Origin of the sequence: Gordonia sp. VNK1, from assembly GCF_040049135.1 — a bacterium.
Lineage (GTDB): Bacteria > Actinomycetota > Actinomycetes > Mycobacteriales > Mycobacteriaceae > Gordonia > Gordonia oleivorans.
In genome coordinates this window covers 130,626-152,044 of sequence record NZ_JBDZDJ010000009.1, presented here as the reverse complement: position 1 = coordinate 152,044, position 21,419 = coordinate 130,626, and the positions used below count along the sequence as shown (strand labels likewise).

Genomic DNA, 21,419 nt, shown 5'->3' with positions numbered 1-21,419 from the left:
TTGCCATCCCTGCGTGGGTGCGGCTCTTCGTGGTCGCCGCCGTCGCCCTGCTGATGATGGTGTGTGCCGCGCCGGCCGCTGCCGCACCGCAGACATCGGCCACCCCCACCGACTCCACATCCACAAACACCACGTCCCCAAACACCACGTCGGCCGACACCGACGGCGACGCCGGTCCGACCCGCTTCGCGCGCATCACCATCGATTCGCTGACGCCGTCGATGGTGACCAGCGGCTCGGGATCCACGGTGAGCATCACCGGTCAGGTCACCAACACCAGCAGCAGGACCCTGCGTGACCTGGGTATTCGCCTTGAGCGCGGGGATCCGGTGACCACGGCCGATGAGCTCCGAACCTCGCTGGCCGTCGAGCACCCGCCGGTGTCGGCGGCCACCGCGTTCGCACCGCTGGGCTCCGGTGAACTCGACCCGGGACAGAAGGCGTCGTTCTCGATGTCGGTTCCGCTGTCCGGTGACAACGGCCTGGACATCTCCGAACGGGGCGTCTATCCCCTGCAACTCAACGTCAACGGGATGCCCGACTACGGCGGGGTGGCGCAGGTCGCCGGATCGCGGACCCTGCTGCCGGTGTTGTCCCTGCCCCCCGACGCCGACCGTGCGTCGTCCTACCTCGACCCCATCGCCAGCGGCGGTGCAACGACCGTCCCGGGCCTCGGTTCGGACGGCTCGATCTCGGCGAACACGTCCGCACCGTCCCGGTTCACCATGCTGTGGCCACTCGCCGCGCCCCCACAACTCGCACCCGGTGTGCTCGGCGGCGACACCGAGCCGGTCCGCCTGATCAGCGAGGACCTCGCCCACTCCCTCGGTGACGGCGGTCGGCTCCACTCCCTGCTCGAACCACTGCAACAGCTGGTCGCCGACGCCGCGCCGAGCGCCGACGACGGTTCGGGGGGTGCCGGTTCCGGGGCTTCGGACACGAGTGCGGACACACCGGCACCGACGGCGGCGTCGCCCACAAGTCCCGCCCCGGTGCCGGCGGGCTCTGATCTGACCCGCGCCATGTGTCTGGGAATCGACCCGGATCTGCTGGTCACCGTGCGTTCGATGTCCCTGGGCTACGTCGTGTCGACCAATCCGTCGGACCCCATGTCGACGACCGTCCCGGGAACCGGGCAGGCCGCCGCGGCCGACTGGCTCGAGGAGCTGCGCGGCATCGCCCAACGGATGTGTGTGGTGGCACTGCCCTTCGCGGGCGTCGATCTGAGAGCACTCGCGACGGTCAAGAACACCGGTCTCACCGCCGCGGCACTCGACTCCCCCGCCGACATCGTCGACGCCATCCTCGATGTCACCAGCGTGCGCGGGTTGACCATCCCGGCTCTCGGCGCGATCGATACCACCGGCGCAGGTGTGCTCACGTCGACCGACCACACCGCCGCACTCACCTCGGCGGCCAACGTGGCCCCGCAACGGGCCGCCGACACCGGCGCCTACCGCATCGGTGATCTGTCGGCGCAGACCTACGACGAGCCGGTGACCGCGGCGCTGGCCGGCCTGGGCAGCCGACCACGCACACCTGCCATCACACCGGCCGATCAGGTCGTCGACCTCGCCGACGAATCCCCGCTGAGTCGGCGTCAGGCCGGAGTCGGAGCCCTCGCATTCGCCGCGATCACCGCACCCGACGACGACGCCGAGGACGCCCTCCCGTCCCGGACCGCGGAGTCCGACCTGCCCACCACCGGCCGATCCCAGCTCATCGTCCCGTCCCTGTACTGGTCGCCGACCAGCGAGGACGCCGACGCGCTGCTGTCGACCGCGACCGTCCTGCTCGGGGCCAGGACCGCCACGGCCACACCGCTGACCGACGTCGTGGCCACGATCAACGCGGCGGCCACGTCGGCGCGACTGACCCCGCCCAACGGCGTCACGGTGGCCTCGGTGTCGGTGCCGGTACCGGCGGCGACGGCCACCGCGATCGGCGATCAGGCCGACCTGACGTGGCGATTGCAGGGTTCCCTGCTCAACTCCGCCGACGTCCAGACCAGCCCGGAAACCTACCTGGCACCGCTGCGCGAGGATCAGTTGCGCGCGATGACCACTCCCGGCGAGCGGGGTTCGACCACCCGTGATCGGCTCGTACAGACCCGATCGGAGTCGGTCGCCGCCGTCGACGAGACATTGGGGCGGATGCAGTCGGCCGTGGCGATCCTCGATCCCGGCGGCCGCTACACCCTGGCCTCCGAACGCAGCCCCCTGCTGCTGGTGGTCCGCAACGACCTCGCGCTGCCGATCCGGGTGAACATCACCACCACGGCCCCCTCCGACCTCGACATCGGCGACCTCGGCACCATCGAGATCCCCGCCCGGGGTACCCGGCAGATCCAGCTGCCCACCCGGGCCAACTCGTCGGAGGCGGTCACCGTGACCATCGCCCTGTCGACGGTCACCGGCGTCTCCCTGGGATCTCCGATCACGCTGTCGGTGCACGCCAATGCCTACGGCAAGGCGTTGTTCATCATCACGATCATCGCCGGCGCGGCACTGATCCTGCTGACCGCTCGGCGTCTCTGGCATCGGTTCCGGGGCAAGCCCGACCCCGCCGACGCCGACCGCCCCGAGCCCGACGAGATCGAGCGACTGCTGGCGGCGACGACCTACCAGCAACGACGACGTACCCTGCAGAGCGAGGACGACCACCGCGAGGCCGAGCCGGCGCAGCACCCGCCGGCCGATGATCAGCAGGACAGCACCACGCACCAGTGACCAGCACAAGCACGACCGGCACTCAGATGACGAAGGCAGGGGTATGAGCGATCGAGGACCGGACGACGTTCCGCGTCGCGCCGCACCCCGTCGCATCCCGCCGAACCCCTCCGGTCGCGTTCCGCCGGGGCGTGTTCCCCCCTCACGTGTCCCACCCGGCCGTGTCCCGCCCGATCGGGTCCCGCCCGATCGTTCAGCGGCCGGTCCCACTCCCCTGGCCGGACCACTCGCCGACGCCCCGCCGATCTCCGGGCACCGGGGTACCACGGTGGGCGCCGCGGCATCGTCGACGCCACCGGAGCCCACCCACGGCCGACACGAACGCGCCGCCCGGCCGGCTCCTGCCCGTGCCACGGTGACCGCCGACGCCCCGGCCACCGACGACGACGGCGACAACGGCAACGGCAACGAGTCGCATCAGTTGGCGCGCGATTCCGATTCGAGCATCATGCGGACCAGCGGCTCCATCGCGCTGGCCACCCTGACCAGCCGTATCACCGGTTTCGTCCGTACCGTGCTGGTGCTGGCGATGCTGGGCCCGGCGATCGCGTCGGCGTTCCAGGCCGCCTACGTGCTGCCCAACATGATCGCCGAGGTCGTGCTCGGTGCCGTGCTCACCGCGATTGTCATCCCGGTGCTGGTGCGCGCGGAGGCCGAGGACGACGACGGCGGACGCGGCTTCATCAACCGCATCTTCACCCTGACCGTCGTCACGCTCGGTGTCGCGACCGTCATCGCGCTGATCGCCGCGCCGCTGCTGACCCTGCTCAACGTCGGCGACGGCGACGTCAATCGGCCGCTGACCACCGCGTTGGCGTATCTGCTGCTCCCGGAGATCCTGTTCTACGGGCTGTCCGCGCTGTTCATCGCGATCCTGAACATGAAGGGCTTCTTCAAGCCCGGCGCGTGGGCACCGGTGCTCAACAACATCGTGCAGATCACCACCCTGGTGATCTACGCGCTGATGCCGGGCGAGATCTCGCTGAACCCGGTGCGGATGACCGATCCGCAGCTGCTGGTCCTCGGCATCGGCACAACGCTGGGCGTCGTCATGCAGGTGGCGATCCTGGTGCCGTGGCTGCGTCGCGCGGGTGTGCGCCTGGCCTGGAAGTGGGGCCTGGACGCCCGCCTGCGCCGGTTCGGCAACATGGCCGTCGCGATCGTCGGGTACGTGGCGGTGCTGCAGGTCGGTCTCGTCGTCACCTACCGGATCGCCGCACACGCCGACGCGTCCGGCATCTCGGTGTACGCCACGCACTGGCAGTTGCTGCAGCTGCCCTACGGGGTGCTGGGTGTGACGATCCTGACGGCGATCATGCCGCGACTGTCGCGCAACGCCGCCGCCGAGGACACCCAGTCCGTCGTCGACGATCTCTCGCTGGCCACCCGTCTGACGATGGTGGCGTTGGTGCCGGTGGTCGCCTACATGACATTCTTCGGGCCGGCGATCGGCATCGCCGTCTTCAACTTCGGGAAGTTCGACGCCGCGGTCGCCTCCCAGCTGGGCTCGACCCTGGCGTGGGGTGCCTTCACCCTCATCCCGTATGCGATGACGCTGGTGCAACTGCGCGTGTTCTACGCCCGCGAGGACGCCTGGACCCCGACGGTGATGGTGCTGGGTATCACAGCGGTGAAGGTCGCCTCGTCGTATCTGGGTCCGGTGCTGTTCAGCGACCCCGACCTGGTGGTGCGCTGGCTGGCGCTGTCCAACGGACTCGGCTACCTCGTCGGCGCGATCGTCGGGCACTACCTGCTGCAGAATCGTCTCGCCGCCGACCAGCGCGCGATCGGCAAGGAGCCGTTGCGGCCCACCCTCGGCTCCGCCTGGACGACGACGGTGACGCTGATCATCTCGATCGCCATGGCATTCGTCATCTGGCTGATCTCCGAGCTGTCCGGACTCCACCTGGCCACCCAGCACGGCAAGATCGGCTCGATTGCCTACCTGTTCTTCACCGCGGTGATCGTGCTCGGTGTGATCTACGCCGGGCTGGCGGCGGCCGGGGTGCCCGACGTCGTCGCCATTCTGACGGCGGTGCAACGGATGGCCGGCCGCTTCGTCCCGGCGCTGGCCCCGAAGGGCGCGCCCGAACCCGAATCCGCGGCAACCATCACGGTTCAGTTTCCGCGGATCACCGGTGACGAACCCCTCCCGTACTCTGGTCAGGTACAGGTCGTGAGGCGTTTCGACCGCGGATCCGCCACGTGGCAGTCGTATTCGGTGCACACCGGTGGCGCTGCCGGCAACACCGGCGTCACCCCGTGGTCACCACCGCAACGACCACCGGACATGCGCTATCGGAGAAGAGGAGTCCGCCGCGTGAACGAGAGCGGAGTCGATACCGGCCCTGAGCATCCGACCCCCCAGCGCCCGACCACCCAGCGCCCGAGCACCGACGGTGATACTCCGGCTCCGGCTGCGCCGCATTCCGCGGCGGCCACGCCGAAGGCAGCGCCGACGCCGAACGCCGTGCCCACCCCGAATCCGGATCAGGCCGACCCGATCCGTGCGCCGCGTCGCCGGGGACCTCGTCTCGTGCCGGGTGCCGCGGTCGCCGGCGGACGCTACCGTCTGCTCGAATCCCACGGTGGCACGCGTGGTCTGCAGTTCTGGAAGGCGCAGGACATCAACCTCGACCGCGAGGTCGGTCTCACCTTCGTCGACGCCGAGCAACTCGCACCCCCTCCCGAGAAGGGGTCGCCGACGAAGGCCGCCGACACCGGACCGCAGGCGGTGCTGACGCGCACGCTACGCCTGGGGCAGATCTCGTCGGCGGGTGTGGCGCGGGTACTCGACGTGGTCCGCGGGTCGTCGGGCGGCATCGTCGTCGCCGAATGGGTGCAGGGTTCCTCCCTCGCCGAGGTCGCCGGTACCCATCCGTCGCCGATCGGCGCGGCCCGCGCGGTCCGTGCCCTCGCGGCGGCCGCCGAGGCCGCTCACCGCTCCGGTGGGGCGTTGTCGATCGATCATCCCGATCGCATCCGCATCAGTGCCGACGGCAACGCCGTGCTGGCCTTCCCGGGCACCCTCGCCGGCGACGATCAGGCCTCCGACGTGCGCGGACTCGGTGCCGTCCTCTACGCCCTGCTGCTGGCGCGCTGGCCGTTGGACGCCGAGACCGGTTCCCGGCCGATCACCACCAAGGATTCGACGGCACCGGTCGCCGGTCTGGCCGTCGCCTCCCCGTCGGCGGACGGCAGTGGTCCCATCGAACCGCGTGAGGTCGATCCGGACATCCCGTTCGAGATCTCGGCGGTGGCCGCGCGGGCGCTGTCGGGTACCCGCGGTATCCGCACCGCGGCCACGGTGCAGCATGTGCTCGATCAGGCGACCGTCGTCGATCTGAAGACCGACATGTTGCCCGCGGTCACCGACTCCGACGATCCGCCCGTCACCATGGCACCGCCCGGACGTATCGGGTCCGATCAACCCGACCGGCGCAGCCGCAACCTGCCCCTCCTCGTCGGCGCGGCGCTGCTGGTCGTCTTCGTGATCGTCGCCCTGGTCGTGTGGATCACCGGCGTCTTCGGATCCGATGACTCGCAGACCGACATCAACGAGTTCCTGTCCACCACGCCGTCGCAATCTGCGCCCGCGGCACCGGGAGCGGCTCCGGCCACCGGTGCCATCACGCCGAGGTCGGCCACGCTCGTCGACTTCTCCTCGCAGTCCGGTGACAATCCGGGACAGGCACCGAACGTCATCACCGGGGCATCCGGTGGGTGGCGTTCGGATGCCAATTACGCCACCGCCGACTTCGGCAGTCTCAAGGACGGTCTCGGGCTGATGCTCGATCTCGGCTCCCCGCAGGCGGTCAAGACGGTCACCATCGCCACCACGACGCCGGGCTTCGACGTGGAGTTGCGCACCGCCACCAGCGCCGACGCCACGCTCGCCGAGACGACCCGCGTCGGTCAGGGCACCGTCGACCAATCGAGCACCACCCTGACGATCACCAATCCGCAGCAGGCCCGCTACCTGCTGGTGTGGATCACGTCGCTGCCGTCGAGCGGCTCCAACGGCTATCAGGTGCAGGTCTCCAAGATCACGATGACGAGCTGAGGCGAGTCGCCGACGTGACACGGTTGTCGCGTGCCACCGTGGCACGGTACGGCGTCGGGTCGCTCGGTGCCGGTGGCTTCGCCACGCTGCCCGGCCTCGTCCTGATCTACTACCTCACCGACACCCTCGGCGTCGGTGCCGCGGTCGCCGGGATCATCGTGGCGGTGGCCAAGATCTGGGATGTCGCCATCGATCCGGGGATCGGCGCGTTCGCCGATCATCGCGTCGCGCGCAGTGGTTCGCGTCGGGGCGTGATGACAATCGGCGCGCTGCTGTTACCGGTCTTCTTCACCCTGACATTCGCCGCTCCCGCCGGCCTGCCGACCGGCGTCGACGCGCTCTGGGTTGCACTCGCCTTCCTCTTGGCCGCAACGAGTTTCAGCCTCTTCCAGGTTCCCTACATCGCGCTGCCGGCCGAACTGACCGACCGCTACGACGAGCGAACCCGACTGCTCACGGTGCGGGTGGTGGTGCTGTCGGTGGCGATCCTCGCGTTCGGTGCGGGTGGGCCCGCGCTGCGCGAGGTCGGTGGCTCCCCCACCGTCGGCTACCTGCTGATGGCCGTCGTCGCCGGAGTGCTCATCGGCGTCGCGATGTTGATCGCGGCGCGTGCCGCCGACGCGGCGCGGCCTCCGGCGTCACCGGACGACGGCTTCTCCCTCAGCGAGGGATACCGAACCGGCTGGGCGGTGCTACGTCGCAGTGAGCCACTTCGAACCCTGTTGGCCGCGTTCATGCTTCAAGGTCTGGCCACCGGTCTGATGCTCGCCGGGGCGCAGTACATCGCGACCTGGGTACTCGACTCCGAGGCCGCCATCTCCGGACTGTTCGCGGCTCTGATCGCCCCGGCAGTGGTGTTCGCACCGCTCTGGGGCGGATTCGCGCGCCACGTCGGCAAGGAGGTCGGATTCGCCTCGGCCACGGTCGTTTTCGCGTTGGCCGCGCTCGCGTTGGCCGGCCTGTGGATCGCGCCGGGCTGGTGGGTGTATCCGGTGATCGGGGTCGCCGGGGCGGCGTATGCGGGGATGCAGGCGCTGCCGATGGCGATGTTGCCGGATGTGATCAGCCATGACGAGAGCTCGTCGGGGCGTTCGAGTGCCGGTGTCGTCGGCGGGGTGTGGACGGCGGGGGAGACCACCGGGATGGCGTTGGGTGCGGTGCTCTTCACCGTCATCCTGACGGTGGGCGGGTACATCTCCTCGGATGCGGATTCGTCGGTCACCCAACCCGGGTCGGCGGTGTCGGCCATGGTGGCGGGTTTCAGTGTGGTGCCGGCCGTGCTCGCCCTGATCAGCCTGTGGTTCGTCATCCGTTACCCGTTGCGGCGCAGCGATATCGACGGTACGTTGCCGCCATCGAGCACCGAGGGGGCTCCATGACCTCACCGGGTACCGGAGGTCGGATCGACGACATTCTGCGCCGACTCGATTCGCTGCGCGCCGACGACGCGCCCACACACGGCGGCCACGTCCTGTCCTATGTGTACGACTCCGGTGTGGCCGAACTCGACGACCTCGCCCGGCGGGCCGCCGCCGCGGTGTCGGGCGTCAACGGTCTCGATCCGACGACCTTCCCGTCGGTCGCCCGGATGGAACACGACGTCATCGGGTTCGCGGCGTCGCTGATGCACGGGGATCAGGCGGTGGGCCTGGTGACCAGCGGTGGTACCGAAAGCTGTGTGCTGGCAGTCAAATCGGCCCGCGATCGGTGGCGGTCGGTCCACCCCGCGGCCGACGAACGTCCGGTCCTGCTGGCGCCGGTCTCGGTGCACGCCGCCTTCCACAAGGCGGCACACTACTTCGATCTCGACCTCGATCTGGTCCCCGTCGACGCGCAGGGAGCGGTCCGCGCCGCCGATCTCGTCGGGCGGTTCTCCTCGCGCACCGCGATCGTCGTGGTGTCGGCGCCCAATTACCCGTACGGCACCCTCGACCCGGTAGCCGAGGTCGCTCCCGCGGCGGCCGCGGCCGGGATCGTCTGCCACGTCGACTCCTGCATCGGCGGCTGGGTGCTGCCGTTCTGGGAGACGTCGGCGGATTCCTCGGAGATGCTTCCGCCCTGGGACTTTCGGGTGCCCGGCGTCACCAGCATCTCGATGGACGCCCACAAGTACGGGTTCGCCCCGAAGGGCGCCTCGGTGCTGCTGTTCGCCGACCGGGACGCCAAACGCGCCGCGGGTTTCGCCACCGTACGGTGGCCCGGCTATCCGGTGGTGAATCCGACGATGCTCGGCAGCCGGTCGGTGACCTCGCTGGCCGCGGCGTGGGCCATCATCGCCTACCTACGTCCGGAATCGGGCACGGGCGTGGGTTTTTCCGGGCTCACCGCTCGTACGCGCCGCGCCACGGAGACCGTACGAGCCTGCATCGCGGGGATCCGGGGCCTGTCCGTCGTCGGTGACCCGGTCGGTCCGCTCTTGGCGGTTCGGTCGGATACCGCGGTGCCGCAAGCTGATCGGGTGGATCCGCATCTGTGGGCCGATCAGGTCCGTGGCCTGGGGTGGGTGCTGCAGCCGCAACCCGGTCTCGGCTCCGACCATCCGCACACCACTCATCTCACCATCACCCCCGTCACGGCCGATGTGGTCGACGAACTGTGTGCCGCCTTGGTCACCGGCGCCGACGCCGTGCGGGGTGCGCCACCCGTGGACCTGTCGGAGATCGTGACGGCGATACCGCAACTGGGGCGCAGTGGTGCACTCGATTCGGTTGCGGCCCAGGATGTTCTGGCGGCGCTCGGCCTGGGCGGTGGGGGAGCAGGGTCGGCGGCACTGCCCGATCAGCTCGCGCCGGTGATGGCGTTGCTGGAGGTCATCGAGCCGGAGCGCGCCGAATCCCTTCTCGCCGAGCTGATCGCGCGGCTCAACGAGGACTGACCACTGTGGCGTGCCCGTCGATCCGGCGGGATCAGCTCGGAGTCACCGTCACGCGTCCGTTGATGAAGGTGATGGTGCCGTGATCGTAGGTCTGACGCAGACCCCCGTCGGTACGGGTCTCGTCACTGGTCGGATACCCGAGTTCACCGTTCTCGTGGTTGCGCTCACCCCAGGCGTCACCGATCATTCCGTGCACCGCGAAGACCTTGCCGCTCTGCGGGTTCTGGTACAACGACCCGTTCTGCAGAGTGATGAACGAACCGCCGGTCGGCAGCGTCACCACCGGTCCGAGGGGCTTGCCGAGGTAGCCCTGCGGTCCACCGCGCTCGCCGTAGGACGCGGCGATGGCCTCGTTGTCGATGGTGATGTTCGCACCGGCGGCCGTGGTCAACGGAGTGGAGGTGGTGATGTTGGTGGGTGTCGCCATTGCGGTCGTCGATTCGCCGGACATGCCCGTCATCCCCGCCATGTCTTCTGAGGCCATCGTGCTCATCGTTTCCGACGACGCGGCGGTGGAATCGTCGTCGGACGAGCAGGCGGTGCCGACCAGCCCGAGGGCCGCCACCGCGGCGATCGTGCACAGCGTGCGCTTGGCGATTGCTCCGTCAATCATCATGCAGGACCCCTCTTTTCAGATGTGGACGTGGATCGGTCCACGCCGACGGCATCCACCGGAATCGGTGGTGCGAGTTCGAGGGGCGAGACATCGGTGGTGGACACACCGACCGTGGCGCCGCTCGTTCGCCGGGACGTGACGAACGGTCGGCCTCCCCCCACAAGCTCAGGCTGACTTTAGCATGGCGAACTATATCGTGTGTGGTTCCACTGAGAGTTCGGAATCCGTTGTCCCCACCGACACCTGCCCGCTGGGACGGCCAACGTCACGTGACACCGCCGGAGCCCAGCCGGGCGGACCGAAGACGTACCCCAGTCGGGCCCGCCAGTGGTCCGCGCGGCGCACGTCGCGGGCGATGGCGGCGTACTCGTGGGTCTGCAGCGTCCAGATGTTGTACGTGCCCACCGGTGTGGTGAGACCGTAGTGCGGCCGGTGGGTTTCGGCGGCGAAGGAACGGAACATCCGGTCCCACAGGATGAAAACGCCGGCGTAGTTCTTGTCGAGGTACTCCGGATCGCTGCCGTGATGGACTCGATGATGCGACGGCGTGTTGAGGACGAACTCGATCGGTCGCCACATCCGATCGATGTGCTCGGTGTGAATCCAGAACTGGTAGACGAGGTTGATTCCGTAGCACGCGAAGACGACGGCCGGCGGAATCCCGAGGAAGGGGAGTGGCAGCCACATCACCAGTGCCGCACTGATATTCCACTTCTGACGAAGAGCCGTCGCGAAGTTGAAGTACTCGCTGGAGTGATGCGCCTGGTGGGTCGCCCACACCAGACGTACCCGGTGGGAGATCCGGTGGTTCCAGTAGTAGAGGACATCGACGCCGATGAACCCCATGACCCAGGTGTACCAGGCGGTCATCGGCAACTGCCACGGCGCGAGGTAGGCGAAGATGGCCGTGTACACCAGCAGACCGGCCAGTTTCCAGGCGGCGCTGGTGGCGATGGACACCAATCCCATCGTGATGCTGGCGGTGGCGTCCCGGCGTTCGTACGCGCCGGACGGCTTGCGGCCGTCGTCGTCGTGGTCCTCGAGTTTCCACGCGGCGATCCACTCGAGGATCAACAATGCGAGGAAGAAGGGCACCGCGAGCAGCGTGGGCTCCTGCATGGGGTCCGGCAGCAGATCCATCGGCATTCCATCCTTCCGCGATCTGACACAGCCTCGTGTCAGATAAGTATGTGACATGGTAGCGTGTCACATGCTCGCCTGTCCACGGTTCGTCGACGGCTGCTTTCGTGAGGAGACGACATGCCCGGTGCACGAACAACCACCGAGGGACGGCGATACGGCGGTGCCGACGCCGACGAGCGGCGGGAACGTCGGCGCGCCACTCTCATCGAGGCCGGGCTCGATCTGTTCGGGGAGGTCGGGTATCCGCATGTGTCGGTGAAACGTCTCTGCGAGCGGGCCGGCCTCACCCAGCGGTACTTCTACGAGTCCTTCGCCGACCGCTCCGCGTTACTCATCGCGGTGTACGACCACTGCGTCGAGATCGCGCGGTCGGCGACCGTTGCGGCCGCCGATGTCTACCTCACCGGGCCCGATGGCGTTGCGCCTGCCGAGGTTCCGGCCGCCGCGAGAGCGGCACTCGGGGCCTTCATGGACGCGATCGCCGGCGACCCGCGACGGGCTCGCGTCATGCTGGTGGAGGTGGTCGGCGTCGACCCGGAGGTCGAATCCACTCGTCTGCGCGCGATTCACGAGTGGGCGAATCTCGTTCTCGCGCTGGCGATGGGGGAGAGGGCGGTGAGCGTTCCGCAGCGTCTGGCCGCGATCGGCCTCGTCGGTGCCGTCACCCAACTCCTGGTCGACTGGTACTTCACCTCCATCGCCGCCGATCCCGTCGATATCGGCACGACCACCGATGTCGGTCTCGATACCGTCCTCGACGTCAGCGTCGAAATGTTCATCGCGACCCACGACCGGTTGCTACGGCAGGCATGATGGTTGCCATGTCGAATTCTGAATTGACCGATGACGTGATCGACTTTCTCACCGCCGGTACGCGGACAGGCAAGGTGGGTTTTGTGGCGCGCGACGGACGCGCACTTGTCGCACCGATCTGGTTTATCGTCGACGACGGTCAACTCGTTTTCAACACCGGTTCGGCGACCGCGAAAGGTCGTGCACTGCAACGTGATCCGCGGATAACGCTGCTCGTCGACGATGAGCGGCCGCCCTTTTCGTTTGTTCAGGTGCAGGGCGTGGCGACCGTGGGTGACGATCCCGACGAGTTACTGGATACCGCAACGCGTATCGCCGAACGATACATGGGTGCCGAGTTGGCCGGACAATACGGACGTCGCAACGCGGTTCCGGGGGAGTTGGTGGTGCGCTTGACGCCCACCAAGGTTATTGCGCATTTTGCCGTTGCGGACTGAATCGGGGGCGCGGCGTCCCCGGCATGGGGGACTCGTAGGTTATCCTCTGCTCGTGGCAAAGAAACAGATTGTGTCGATCATCGACGACATCGACGGCCGTGAACTCGATATCGACGAGGCACACACCATTTCCTGGTCGTGGTCGGGCGTCGACTATCAACTCGACGTATCTGAGGTCAATCTCGATAAAATCGAGAACGGTCGCGTCCCGGTGTCGAAGCTGCTCGAGGTGTCCACCCGGACCGGCGGTCGGCGACAGTCCACCGCACCACGCGTCACCGCTCCCGCCGCCAGTCCGTCCACCAACGGCAAGGGCGGCGCGGATACCAAGACCATTCGGGAATGGGCTCGCGAGGCGGGATACGAAGTGCCACTTCGTGGTCGGCTCCCCAAGGAGATCGTCGACGCGTACGACGAGGCGCACTAGAGAGCGCACCCGCCTTTCTGTTCGCGGCGTTCATCGCCCGCGTTCGTACTCCCGGCGTCCGGACCCTCTCACCGATGGCTTCGGAAACCACCTATGGCTGCAGTGTATTTGGTGATGCACCAAACTCGTTCGGTATCGCTGTGCGGCCACCTTCCGCTGCCACGCGTTGGTGACTCGGGTTCTCGACCTCACCTACTCCGGCGGTAGGCCCGCACGCCGACATAGCCGAACATGGCGGTCAGCCCCGTCGACCACACCAGCGTGATGCCTGCATCGGCGCCGAGCACCGACGCGCCCGAGGTGGTGGCATCGCGCATCGCGCCGATCGCGTGCGAGACCGGGTTGGCAGAGGCGATCGGCTGCGCCCAGCCGGGCAGATCCTCCAGGGGCACCATGCCGACCGACAGGAACGACAGCACCAGCATCACTGCGTTGAGCATCGACGCCGCGCTCTCCGCTGATTCGGCGATCATCGCCACCGCCACCATGAACCACGCAAGGCCGAACCCGAAGATCAGGGGCGTCACCACGTAGACAACTGCACCGAGCACACCGTTGTGGAAGCGGAAACCGAGGGCGACTGCATCGGCGGTCACGAGGATCAACGTCACCAGGTTGCGTCCCACGTCGGCGATGATGCGTCCGGCCAGCGGCGCGACCGGCGAGATCGGCAGTGTGCGCAGTCGGTCGTCGAAACCCGAGGTGCGGTCTTGCTGTGCGGAGATCGCGGTTGAGATGGCACCGAAGGCGACGCCCATCGTCACGAACAGCGGTGTCGCGAACTGGACGTAGTCGGCCACTCCGGCACCCGGCATCACCACCGACCCGAACGACACGGACAGCAGCAACAGCAGGATGATCGGCATGAAAGCCGCGGTGGACATCGTCATCGGCGAGCGCACCATCAAGGTGACGCCGCGGCGCGTCATCACCGCGATGTCGGTGGTCATGACACTCTCCCGAACACGCGCGGCGCCAGCAGTCCGAACACCACCAGCGACCCGACCATCCACAGCATGGCGATCCCGACGGTTGAGGCCACGTTGCTGTAACCGTCGGTCGAGACCGCACGCAGGGCCTCGGTGACACATGAGAGCGGTTGGTACTCCACGATCGGTTGCAACCAGCCCGGATAGGCGTCCTTGGGTACGAACAGTGTCGACTCCAGTAGCAGTGGGAAGTAGATGACGCCACCAAGCGCCTGCGCGGGTTCGGGGGCGGCGAGTCGGTACCCGAGCACCAGATACGGCAAGCAGATCGACGCGGTCGCCACGATGACGATACCCAGAAATGCCGGCACGCCCAGCACACCGGTCGAGAAACGGAAGCCGAAAGCGTAACCGAGAGCGATCAATACGACGCACCCGACCACCGACCGGACCGTTTCGCCGATCAGCAGCGAAAGGATCGGCGCCGGTCGTGCGATCGGCATGGCACGCAACCGTTCCACCATGCCCGACGATGCGTCCTCGGCCGCCCATACGGATCCGGACATGGCGGCGAAGAATGCGGCCTGCACCACGATCGCGGGCATCATGTATTGCGGGTAGTCGAGTCCGGCGCGGTCCATCACTCGCCCGAAGACGGTCAGGAACAGGATGGCGAAGATGATCGGCAGGACGATGCCGCCCATGATCGATGGGGGCCGTCTGACCATCAGGCGGAGGTGCCGGGCGGTCAGTGCGAGGGTGTCGGTGAGCAGCGCCGGTGACATGCCCGCTGTCGCCGGCGCGACGGTGGTCATGAGGCGTCCACGGAATCGGTCGGGGGTGCCTGCTCCGTTGTCGCCGATCCGGTCAATACCAGGAACACATCGTCGAGGGTGGGGTGGCGCAGGCTGATGTCGTCCGGAACGAGTTGCTCGGCGTCGAGCACGCGGACGATGTCGAACAGAGTGGACGGCCCGTCGGCGGGCACCACGATCTGTGTTTCGGTGCGCGAGACCTCCCACCGCGACCCCAACACCGCGCCTTTCCGATCCCGAATACGTTGGTCCACAACCACTTCGCACACGGCGCCGCCGACGAGTTCCTTCAGTCGCGCCGGGGTGCCCTCGGCGATCACCGCGCCCTTGTCGATGACGACGATGCGGTCGGCGAGTTCGTCGGCTTCGGCGAGGTACTGGGTGGTGAGGAACACCGTGACACCTTCGGACCGGAGCTGACTTACCACCTCCCACAACATGTTCCGACTGCGCGGGTCGAGTCCGGTGGTGGGTTCGTCCAGGAACAGCACGCGGGGTCGGCCGATCATGGAGGCGGCGAGGTCCAGTCGTCGCCGCATACCGCCGGAGTAGGTGACAGTACGTCGGTCGGCGGCGTCCGCCAGCGCGAACTCGTCGAGAAGTTCGTCGGCCCTTCGGGTCGCCTCACGGGCACCGAGTTTGAAAAGCCTGCCGAACAAGACCAGATTCTCACGCGCCGTGAGGTTTCCGTCGAGGGCGGCGAACTGTCCGGTCAACCCGATCAGTGGTCGCACCTTCGCCGGTTCCTGCACGACGTCGATACCCGCGACCCGCACCTCGCCGGCATCGGGACGCATGAGAGTGGTGAGAATGTTGATGGTGGTGGTCTTGCCGGCGCCGTTGGGACCGAGGACACCGAGGATCTCGCCCTCGGCGACCTCCAGGTCGAGCCCACACAGGGCTTCGACGTCCTTGAACGACTTGCGCTCTCCTCGTGCTTCGACGATCACGATGACTCACTAACTTAGGTGCCCCTTACTTGGCCCGACCGTAGCACCGGCGTGCGGTTGGGTTCAAGGGTCAGAACTGCCGCTCACCGCTCGACGATCACCGTCATTCCGAGCATCTCGATGGCCGTCGGCGCGTTGCCGAGGCCACGCACCACGATGCCGTGCAGGCCGGGTTCGGCGCCGCGCTCGAACCTGACCTCGGCGCCGGGAAGCGCCACCGTGGTACCGCGGACCGGGCATCCCACCAGTTCGGCCAAATGCTGCGCCTCGGTGTACGGATCGACACTGCGGATCAGCAGCGCAACCAGGTCGGGCGCACCGTCCAGGCTGATGCCCTGTGTCTGGCGGTATTCGGCTCGCATGCGGCCTATCTCGGCCCGGGGCGGCGAGTAGGTGATGAAGAACGGGAAGTAGGTGGGCGCGTCACGAACAAACACCTCGACGAACCCCGCGCCCCTGTCCTCGAGGTAGACCTCGATCTCATCCACGTCCCGCCCGGCCTCGAGCAGTTGTCTCGCGATGACCCTTGCGTCCGGCACGTCCACCGCGAAGGTGACCAGGCCCGAGGCATCGACCGCGTCGACGACGGGTTTCAGGATCTCCAAACTGCCCGCATACTTCGAGGTTCGCACCGCGTTCCAGTCATCGACAGTCGCCAACTCGACGTAGCGTTCATCATCGACACCCCATGCCGCGTTCCGGAAGCCGGGCATGGTCAGTGCCGGGCGCGTGGTCAGTCCGACGGCGCCGTATTTCGCCATCGCGTCATCGAGGTCGGGCACCCAGTGGATGAGATGGTCGAATGCAGCACCGTGATCTGGCATGAATCCCTCCGATGTGATGTCCGAATTAGGTCACCCTAACAACATCAGCTCGGTGGGAGAACCCCCCGTGGCAACATCACGTCAGCCGCCGGGGCACCTGCTTGCCTGCCTACCCACGGGTCTCCATGGCGGCTTGGTTCCTCCGCGGACCCGCCTATGAGATCTCGGGCCACCGCAATCCGAGCGCTGATGGCCACGGTTCGAACTGGCTACCGACGATTCCCGAGAGGCCGGCCACCGAGGACGGATCCTGCTCCGGCGCAAGGAGAACAGACGGGTCCGCGTCATAGAGGTCGGCGACTCCAGCCGCCGCCTCCGGCCCTGTCACCATCATCGCGACCGCCTACTCGTCCGGATCGGAGTCCGGATCGTGCACATGGGCGCGGTACACGCACTGCGCGCCGTCGGCGTCCAGGCGCCACACCGAGAACATCACCCCGTACTCGTCGAGGTCCTCACACAGCGCCGCGCGTCGCCGATGCCGGCGAAGAACTCGCCTCGCGGCTATTGGGCAGCATCCGCTCCGTCACCACCGACACCCGAGCGCCACCGTCGCCCGGGGTGGTGAACAATCCCGCAAAGCCGCAGACACATTGCGCAACAGCACTTCCCACACCACTACCTCGGTAGACACCGACACGTCGGTGATTGATCTGGCTGTCTACGAGACCGCCGCACAGAACTCCGAACACACTCTCATGACCACCCACACGACCTCGTCAACATCGAATGATGGTGCACCGCAGTCACAGTCAGCGATATCGGTGTATCAACAATTGGGGGGTCATCTGGCCACGTCGAAGCTCGACGTCGCTGCCGAAGCGTTGCCGAGCGTGCTGAAGAGCGCCGGCAAACAGGAATGGACGATGACCCAGACGCTCGAGCACCTACTATCGTGCGGGCGGGCAGGATTTGACTGTGCCGGCCGTCCGGCACATGGAGTTGTGATGCTCACTCAGCTGCAGTGATTACTACCGTGACGTAGGTGTCGTCGTGGCGCAGGACCCGCGCGTTGTAGTGGATGCCGCGATCAGTTGATAGTGCAATCGTGTCCCCCGGCTGCGCATGCGGCAACGCGTTCAGGTCCGAGTGCTGATCGTCGATATCGGCACCGATCGCGCTGCTCAGCGCCGTGTGCGCGGCTTCCTTCCAGGACGTGTCACTGCCGTGGCCCAACTGGTGGACGGCGAGGGCAAGTCCAGCCGCCAGAAGCGAAATCAGCACAGCTGCAAGTACTCCGAGCCGTCGGCGGGCTGCTGAGATGCGACGCAGTCCGAATACGCCGGCAGCGGCAACGCAGAGCAACGCTATCCATGGAGCAAGAGTGTCGAGTATCGGTGGGCTTTTGTCCCACAGCAGGCCGTGATGTTCCGGCACGGTAACTCTGACGATCCCAACTGCTTTCATCAGATGCTCGGTCAGTACAGAGAGTTGGGGCCTGCGCAGTTGGCGGGGAACACGAACGCGCTTGAGTGGGGAAGGACAACCGCGAACGACGGGTACACCACGCCGTTGGGGCAGCGGTAGTTGCCAAATCCCACTCCCGGCTGGTCTCCATGGTTGGTGCAGATCGATCCCGCGCAGCTGACCTGTGGGGCCGCGTCGGCTGAGCCTGATCCGCCACCCATGATGACGGCGGTTGTTGCTGTTGCCATGCCGACGAGTAGGCCAATCCTTTTCTGGCGTCTCACCTTTGCTCCTTTGATCTGCTGTGCGAACGGGCTTCCAGACATGTGAGGTTACTGAGGTTAGAGCAGTGAATTGCCGACGATCGTGCCTGCGAGGAAGGCAATGGCGGTTGGGATCGCGTAGATGTTGATCATCCAACCGTCTGTGATGCTGCGGCCGAGTCGTCTACGAGATCTGTCGTCGTCAGAACCATAGGTATCGCGTGAGGCATGGCATGACGCGTCATGTGTTCTCCGAGAGCGACAGTCGAACGGTGCCTTGATCCACCGAGCATTATCCGCGCCAGCCCGACACCCGCCACGATCACACCCTCCTCAACCATTCAATGTTCAGTAACAACAATCGAGAATGAAGAGTGGCACACTGGCGTGCTGGGTGCAACTCCCCGCTTCTCCACAACCACCCCCAACACCACCCCCACCCACCCGACACCCCACTACCCTGACCACCATGCCCGGGGGAGCCAGACAACACAGCGACACACGCACCGACGAACAACTCCTCACCGCCCACACCCACGGCGACCCAACAGCATTCACCACCCTCATCACCCGCCACCAGAACTACCTCTGGCGCATCGCCCTACGCACCACCGGCAACCCCCACGACGCCGCCGACGCACTCCAAGAAGCACTCATCGCCGCACACCGGACAGCGGCAGCATTCCGCGGCGAGGCACGCGTGACGTCCTGGCTGCACCGCATCGTCGTGAATGCCTCGCTGGATCGCATGCGCCGCAACGCAAGTCAGCGAACCATTTCTCTCTCCGAGCCCGACAACTATGCCCTGGCCGGCAGCGCCGACGAGTACGGTCGTGTCGAACTGACTCTCGCCATCGAGGACGCGCTCGACCAGCTGCCCGCGAATCAACGGGCCGCGATCATCGCCATCGACGTCGAGGGGTACACGATGGACGAAGCGTCACAGCTCCTCGGTGTACCGGTCGGCACTCTCAAGAGCCGAAGTGCTCGAGGGCGGTATCGCCTGGCCGACCTCCTCGGCTACCTCAGGGGCGCCGACAGTTGATCTCAGAAATCCGGACACGGAGGGAACCGCGAGGCCCCCGCGTGCGTCCAATCAGCAATATGGACTACACCGGGGAGACAGCCATGCCGACCGCGTCGACCGACGCGAACCATCCGAGGAGGCGACGATGACCGAGGATTCATCACGCTTCCCCTCACCGCCCTATGACCCGGAGCTCCTCGCCGAGTTCCAGGCCGGGAACCTCGACGCCGCCACGGCGGCGCATGTTCGCGCGCACATCGCCGAGGACGCGGATGCCCAGGCCACACTTGTGGCCCTGGCACGGGTCCGTGACGAACTGCACGCCCTGGGCGACACCGAAGACGTTGCGGACCACAACACCGACGTCGACGACGCCCCGCCACCGGATTGGGTCCTCGCACGCACTCAAGAGACTCTGGCTGCAATCGCCGCGGAGACCACCCCACACCCGGCCATGAGACGCCCGAACAAGAGGAACGAGAGAAAGTGGCGAGGCGCCGGGCCGCGCACCTACGCCGTCCTCTCTGCGGCCGCGATCCTCATCGTCGTCGTCGTGACCGCGGTGATCGCGCTTCGACCCTCGCAGCCCACCGATTCCGTCGAGGCGCGGCCAAGCGCGCCGTCGTCGAACCTCTCCGTTCCCGCACCGTCCTCCACCCTGGACCGCGCGGCGGCACTGTCGGTCCTGGGCCGCACCGACGGTTCGCCGTTCCCCTCAACCGACGCACTTCGACGATGCACCGCTGCCAACGGCATCCCGGCGACGACCCCGGTCCTGGGCTCCGGCCCGGTGACCGTCGACGGCACACAACAGGTGGTGATCCTGCTCGGCACCGGTGTCGCCGGGCGTTTCCTCGCGCTGGTGGTCGGCCCCGATTGCGACACCGGCAATCCGGCAACCGTCTCGCGTACCACGATCGGAGGATGACCCGGGCCACGTCGTCCGCCGAATGGGGGAGCCGCGACACCGGCACCCCGGTGCCCGCGCTGAGGAGGGAACACTTCCGCATACCCTTGTGTTGAAAGCCGGTACACGCACCCCTGCGACCAGGGAAGTTTTTGGCTGCAGGTGATGTGAAACGAGCACGGAGGACGAAGTGACCCAGTCAGACACCCAGCAGATCCACGAACTGATCATCATCGGATCAGGTCCTGCGGGATACACCGCGGCGGTATACGCAGCACGTGCGGAACTCGCCCCGATCGTCTTCGAGGGAACCCAGTTCGGCGGTGCCCTGATGACCACCACCGAGGTGGAGAACTTCCCCGGCTTCCAGAACGGAATCCAGGGCCCGGCCCTGATGGACGAGATGCGCGAGCAGGCCATCCGGTTCGGCGCCGACCTGCGGATGGAGGACGTCGAGGAGGTCCGCCTGCAGGGGACGGTCAAGGAGGTCGTGGCCTCCGGCGAAACCTACCGGGCGCACGCGGTGATCTTGGCGATGGGTGCCGCGGCCCGCTACCTGGGGATCGCCGGTGAGCAGGAGCTGCTCGGCCGAGGAGTCTCGGCGTGCGCGACCTGCGACGGCTTCTTCTTCAAGGATCAGGACATCGCCGTCATCGGCGGCGGCGACTCCGCGATGGAGGAGGCGACCTTCCTCACCAAGTTCGCGCGCAGCGTCACCCTGATCCACCGACGCGAGGAGTTCCGGGCGTCCAAGATCATGCTCGAGCGGGCCCGCGCCAACGACAAGATCCGCTTCGTCACCAACTCCGCGGTCAAGTCGGTGATCGGCGACGGCTCGGTGACCGGCCTCGAACTGATCGACACCCGCTCCGGCGACACCGAGACCGTCGACGTGACCGGCATGTTCGTCGCCATCGGCCACGACCCGCGCAGTGAACTCGTGCGCGGTCAGATCGACCTCGACTCCGACGGATACGTGCAGGTCCAGGGCCGGACCACCTACACCTCGCTGCCCGGCGTCTTCGCCGCCGGCGACCTCGTCGACCACACTTACCGCCAGGCGATCACCGCCGCCGGCAGTGGCTGCGCCGCGGCCATCGACGCCGAACGGTGGCTCGCCGAGCAGGGTGACATCGAACCCACGCCGATCGAAGGCGACGTGGTCGTCGTCGACGCACACAGCTGACACTGCAG

General features: G+C 67.1%; 18 protein-coding genes. 11 read left to right on the top strand and 7 right to left on the bottom strand.

From position 1 onward, the window contains the following. Positions 1-53: 53 nt before the first annotated feature. From ABLE94_RS13570 to ABLE94_RS13555, 4 genes are read left to right on the top strand one after another with little or no spacing between them, the layout of a single operon-like run. Positions 54-2,729, top strand: a complete 2,676-nt coding sequence (locus ABLE94_RS13570) for a DUF6049 family protein (protein ID WP_425476202.1) — start codon at positions 54-56, stop codon at positions 2,727-2,729. 43 nt (positions 2,730-2,772) lie between these two features. Next, on the top strand, positions 2,773-6,792 hold the full coding sequence (locus ABLE94_RS13565; RefSeq protein ID WP_348808997.1) for a murein biosynthesis integral membrane protein MurJ: 4,020 nt from the start codon (positions 2,773-2,775) through the stop codon (positions 6,790-6,792). Between the two features lie 14 nt (positions 6,793-6,806). Then, positions 6,807-8,171 (top strand): MFS transporter, encoded by a 1,365-nt coding sequence (locus tag ABLE94_RS13560; protein WP_348808996.1) that lies wholly within the window; start codon positions 6,807-6,809, stop codon positions 8,169-8,171. Continuing rightward, complete coding sequence (locus tag ABLE94_RS13555; protein WP_348808995.1) at positions 8,168-9,667, top strand: pyridoxal phosphate-dependent decarboxylase family protein; 1,500 nt, start codon at positions 8,168-8,170, stop codon at positions 9,665-9,667. The genes ABLE94_RS13560 and ABLE94_RS13555 overlap by 4 nt, the downstream gene beginning before the upstream one ends. 31 nt (positions 9,668-9,698) lie before the next feature. On the opposite strand, the gene ABLE94_RS13550 is transcribed toward ABLE94_RS13555, so the two are convergent. Together ABLE94_RS13550 and ABLE94_RS13545 are read right to left on the bottom strand one after the other, a co-directional pair. Next, complete coding sequence (locus ABLE94_RS13550; RefSeq protein WP_348805448.1) at positions 9,699-10,283, bottom strand: LGFP repeat-containing protein; 585 nt, start codon at positions 10,281-10,283, stop codon at positions 9,699-9,701. A gap of 189 nt (positions 10,284-10,472) precedes the next feature. Then, positions 10,473-11,423, bottom strand: coding sequence for a sterol desaturase family protein (locus ABLE94_RS13545; protein WP_348805447.1), 951 nt, complete (start codon positions 11,421-11,423; stop codon positions 10,473-10,475). Between the two features lie 120 nt (positions 11,424-11,543). Here ABLE94_RS13545 and ABLE94_RS13540 point away from each other — a divergent pair, with 120 nt between their 5' ends. From ABLE94_RS13540 to ABLE94_RS13530, 3 genes are read left to right on the top strand one after another with little or no spacing between them, the layout of a single operon-like run. Then, complete coding sequence (locus ABLE94_RS13540) at positions 11,544-12,239, top strand: TetR/AcrR family transcriptional regulator (RefSeq protein ID WP_348805446.1); 696 nt, start codon at positions 11,544-11,546, stop codon at positions 12,237-12,239. Positions 12,240-12,247: 8 nt separating this feature from the next. Continuing rightward, positions 12,248-12,676, top strand: a complete 429-nt coding sequence (locus tag ABLE94_RS13535; protein WP_348805514.1) for a PPOX class F420-dependent oxidoreductase — start codon at positions 12,248-12,250, stop codon at positions 12,674-12,676. A 52-nt stretch (positions 12,677-12,728) separates the two neighbouring features. After that, complete coding sequence (locus ABLE94_RS13530; protein ID WP_348805445.1) at positions 12,729-13,103, top strand: histone-like nucleoid-structuring protein Lsr2; 375 nt, start codon at positions 12,729-12,731, stop codon at positions 13,101-13,103. A 188-nt stretch (positions 13,104-13,291) separates the two neighbouring features. Here ABLE94_RS13530 and ABLE94_RS13525 read toward each other — a convergent pair whose 3' ends face one another. From ABLE94_RS13525 to ABLE94_RS13510, 4 genes are all read right to left on the bottom strand, one after another. After that, positions 13,292-14,053 carry an ABC transporter permease gene (locus tag ABLE94_RS13525; RefSeq protein WP_348805444.1) on the bottom strand — a complete coding sequence of 254 codons (762 nt, stop codon included), beginning with the start codon at positions 14,051-14,053 and terminating at the stop codon, positions 13,292-13,294. Next, positions 14,050-14,847: an ABC transporter permease gene (locus ABLE94_RS13520; protein WP_348808994.1), complete on the bottom strand. Its 798-nt coding sequence runs from the start codon at positions 14,845-14,847 to the stop codon at positions 14,050-14,052. Before ABLE94_RS13520 ends, ABLE94_RS13525 begins: the two co-directional genes overlap by 4 nt. Then, positions 14,844-15,797: an ATP-binding cassette domain-containing protein gene (locus tag ABLE94_RS13515; RefSeq protein WP_348808993.1), complete on the bottom strand. Its 954-nt coding sequence runs from the start codon at positions 15,795-15,797 to the stop codon at positions 14,844-14,846. The genes ABLE94_RS13520 and ABLE94_RS13515 overlap by 4 nt, the downstream gene beginning before the upstream one ends. 83 nt (positions 15,798-15,880) lie before the next feature. Then, a complete protein-coding gene (locus ABLE94_RS13510; protein WP_348805441.1) occupies positions 15,881-16,621 on the bottom strand; it encodes a VOC family protein in 741 nt (246 codons plus the stop codon). Positions 16,622-17,319: 698 nt separating this feature from the next. Between ABLE94_RS13510 and ABLE94_RS13505 the strand changes: the two genes are divergently transcribed. Beyond that, positions 17,320-17,589: a hypothetical protein gene (locus tag ABLE94_RS13505; protein WP_348805440.1), complete on the top strand. Its 270-nt coding sequence runs from the start codon at positions 17,320-17,322 to the stop codon at positions 17,587-17,589. Here ABLE94_RS13505 and ABLE94_RS13500 read toward each other — a convergent pair. Continuing rightward, positions 17,573-18,028: a hypothetical protein gene (locus ABLE94_RS13500; protein WP_348805439.1), complete on the bottom strand. Its 456-nt coding sequence runs from the start codon at positions 18,026-18,028 to the stop codon at positions 17,573-17,575. The two genes, ABLE94_RS13505 and ABLE94_RS13500, sit on opposite strands and share 17 nt — an antisense overlap. A gap of 732 nt (positions 18,029-18,760) precedes the next feature. Between ABLE94_RS13500 and sigM the strand changes: the two genes are divergently transcribed. From sigM to trxB, 3 genes are all read left to right on the top strand, one after another. Continuing rightward, positions 18,761-19,336: an RNA polymerase sigma factor SigM gene (sigM, locus tag ABLE94_RS13495; RefSeq protein ID WP_348805438.1), complete on the top strand. Its 576-nt coding sequence runs from the start codon at positions 18,761-18,763 to the stop codon at positions 19,334-19,336. Between the two features lie 127 nt (positions 19,337-19,463). Next, positions 19,464-20,246 carry an RsmA family anti-sigma factor gene (locus ABLE94_RS13490; protein WP_348808992.1) on the top strand — a complete coding sequence of 261 codons (783 nt, stop codon included), beginning with the start codon at positions 19,464-19,466 and terminating at the stop codon, positions 20,244-20,246. Positions 20,247-20,415: 169 nt separating this feature from the next. Next, complete coding sequence (trxB, locus tag ABLE94_RS13485) at positions 20,416-21,411, top strand: thioredoxin-disulfide reductase (RefSeq protein ID WP_348805436.1); 996 nt, start codon at positions 20,416-20,418, stop codon at positions 21,409-21,411. Positions 21,412-21,419 lie beyond the last annotated feature (8 nt).

Excerpts from the sequence above, each read along its gene's own strand:
- ABLE94_RS13565 (WP_348808997.1), top strand. The coding sequence starts at position 2,773 with ATGAGCGATCGAGGACCGGACGACGTTCCGCGTCGCGCCGCACCCCGT.
- ABLE94_RS13550 (WP_348805448.1), bottom strand. The coding sequence starts at position 10,283 with ATGATGATTGACGGAGCAATCGCCAAGCGCACGCTGTGCACGATCGCC.
- ABLE94_RS13500 (WP_348805439.1), bottom strand. The coding sequence starts at position 18,028 with ATGAAAGCAGTTGGGATCGTCAGAGTTACCGTGCCGGAACATCACGGC.
- ABLE94_RS13490 (WP_348808992.1), top strand. The coding sequence starts at position 19,464 with ATGACCGAGGATTCATCACGCTTCCCCTCACCGCCCTATGACCCGGAG.
- ABLE94_RS13505 (WP_348805440.1), top strand. The coding sequence starts at position 17,320 with ATGACCACCCACACGACCTCGTCAACATCGAATGATGGTGCACCGCAG.
- ABLE94_RS13555 (WP_348808995.1), top strand. The coding sequence starts at position 8,168 with ATGACCTCACCGGGTACCGGAGGTCGGATCGACGACATTCTGCGCCGA.
- ABLE94_RS13540 (WP_348805446.1), top strand. The coding sequence starts at position 11,544 with ATGCCCGGTGCACGAACAACCACCGAGGGACGGCGATACGGCGGTGCC.
- ABLE94_RS13510 (WP_348805441.1), bottom strand. The coding sequence starts at position 16,621 with ATGCCAGATCACGGTGCTGCATTCGACCATCTCATCCACTGGGTGCCC.
- ABLE94_RS13545 (WP_348805447.1), bottom strand. The coding sequence starts at position 11,423 with ATGGATCTGCTGCCGGACCCCATGCAGGAGCCCACGCTGCTCGCGGTG.
- ABLE94_RS13525 (WP_348805444.1), bottom strand. The coding sequence starts at position 14,053 with ATGACCACCGACATCGCGGTGATGACGCGCCGCGGCGTCACCTTGATG.
- ABLE94_RS13535 (WP_348805514.1), top strand. The coding sequence starts at position 12,248 with ATGTCGAATTCTGAATTGACCGATGACGTGATCGACTTTCTCACCGCC.
- ABLE94_RS13570 (WP_425476202.1), top strand. The coding sequence starts at position 54 with ATGATGGTGTGTGCCGCGCCGGCCGCTGCCGCACCGCAGACATCGGCC.
- ABLE94_RS13520 (WP_348808994.1), bottom strand. The coding sequence starts at position 14,847 with ATGACCACCGTCGCGCCGGCGACAGCGGGCATGTCACCGGCGCTGCTC.
- sigM (WP_348805438.1), top strand. The coding sequence starts at position 18,761 with ATGCCCGGGGGAGCCAGACAACACAGCGACACACGCACCGACGAACAA.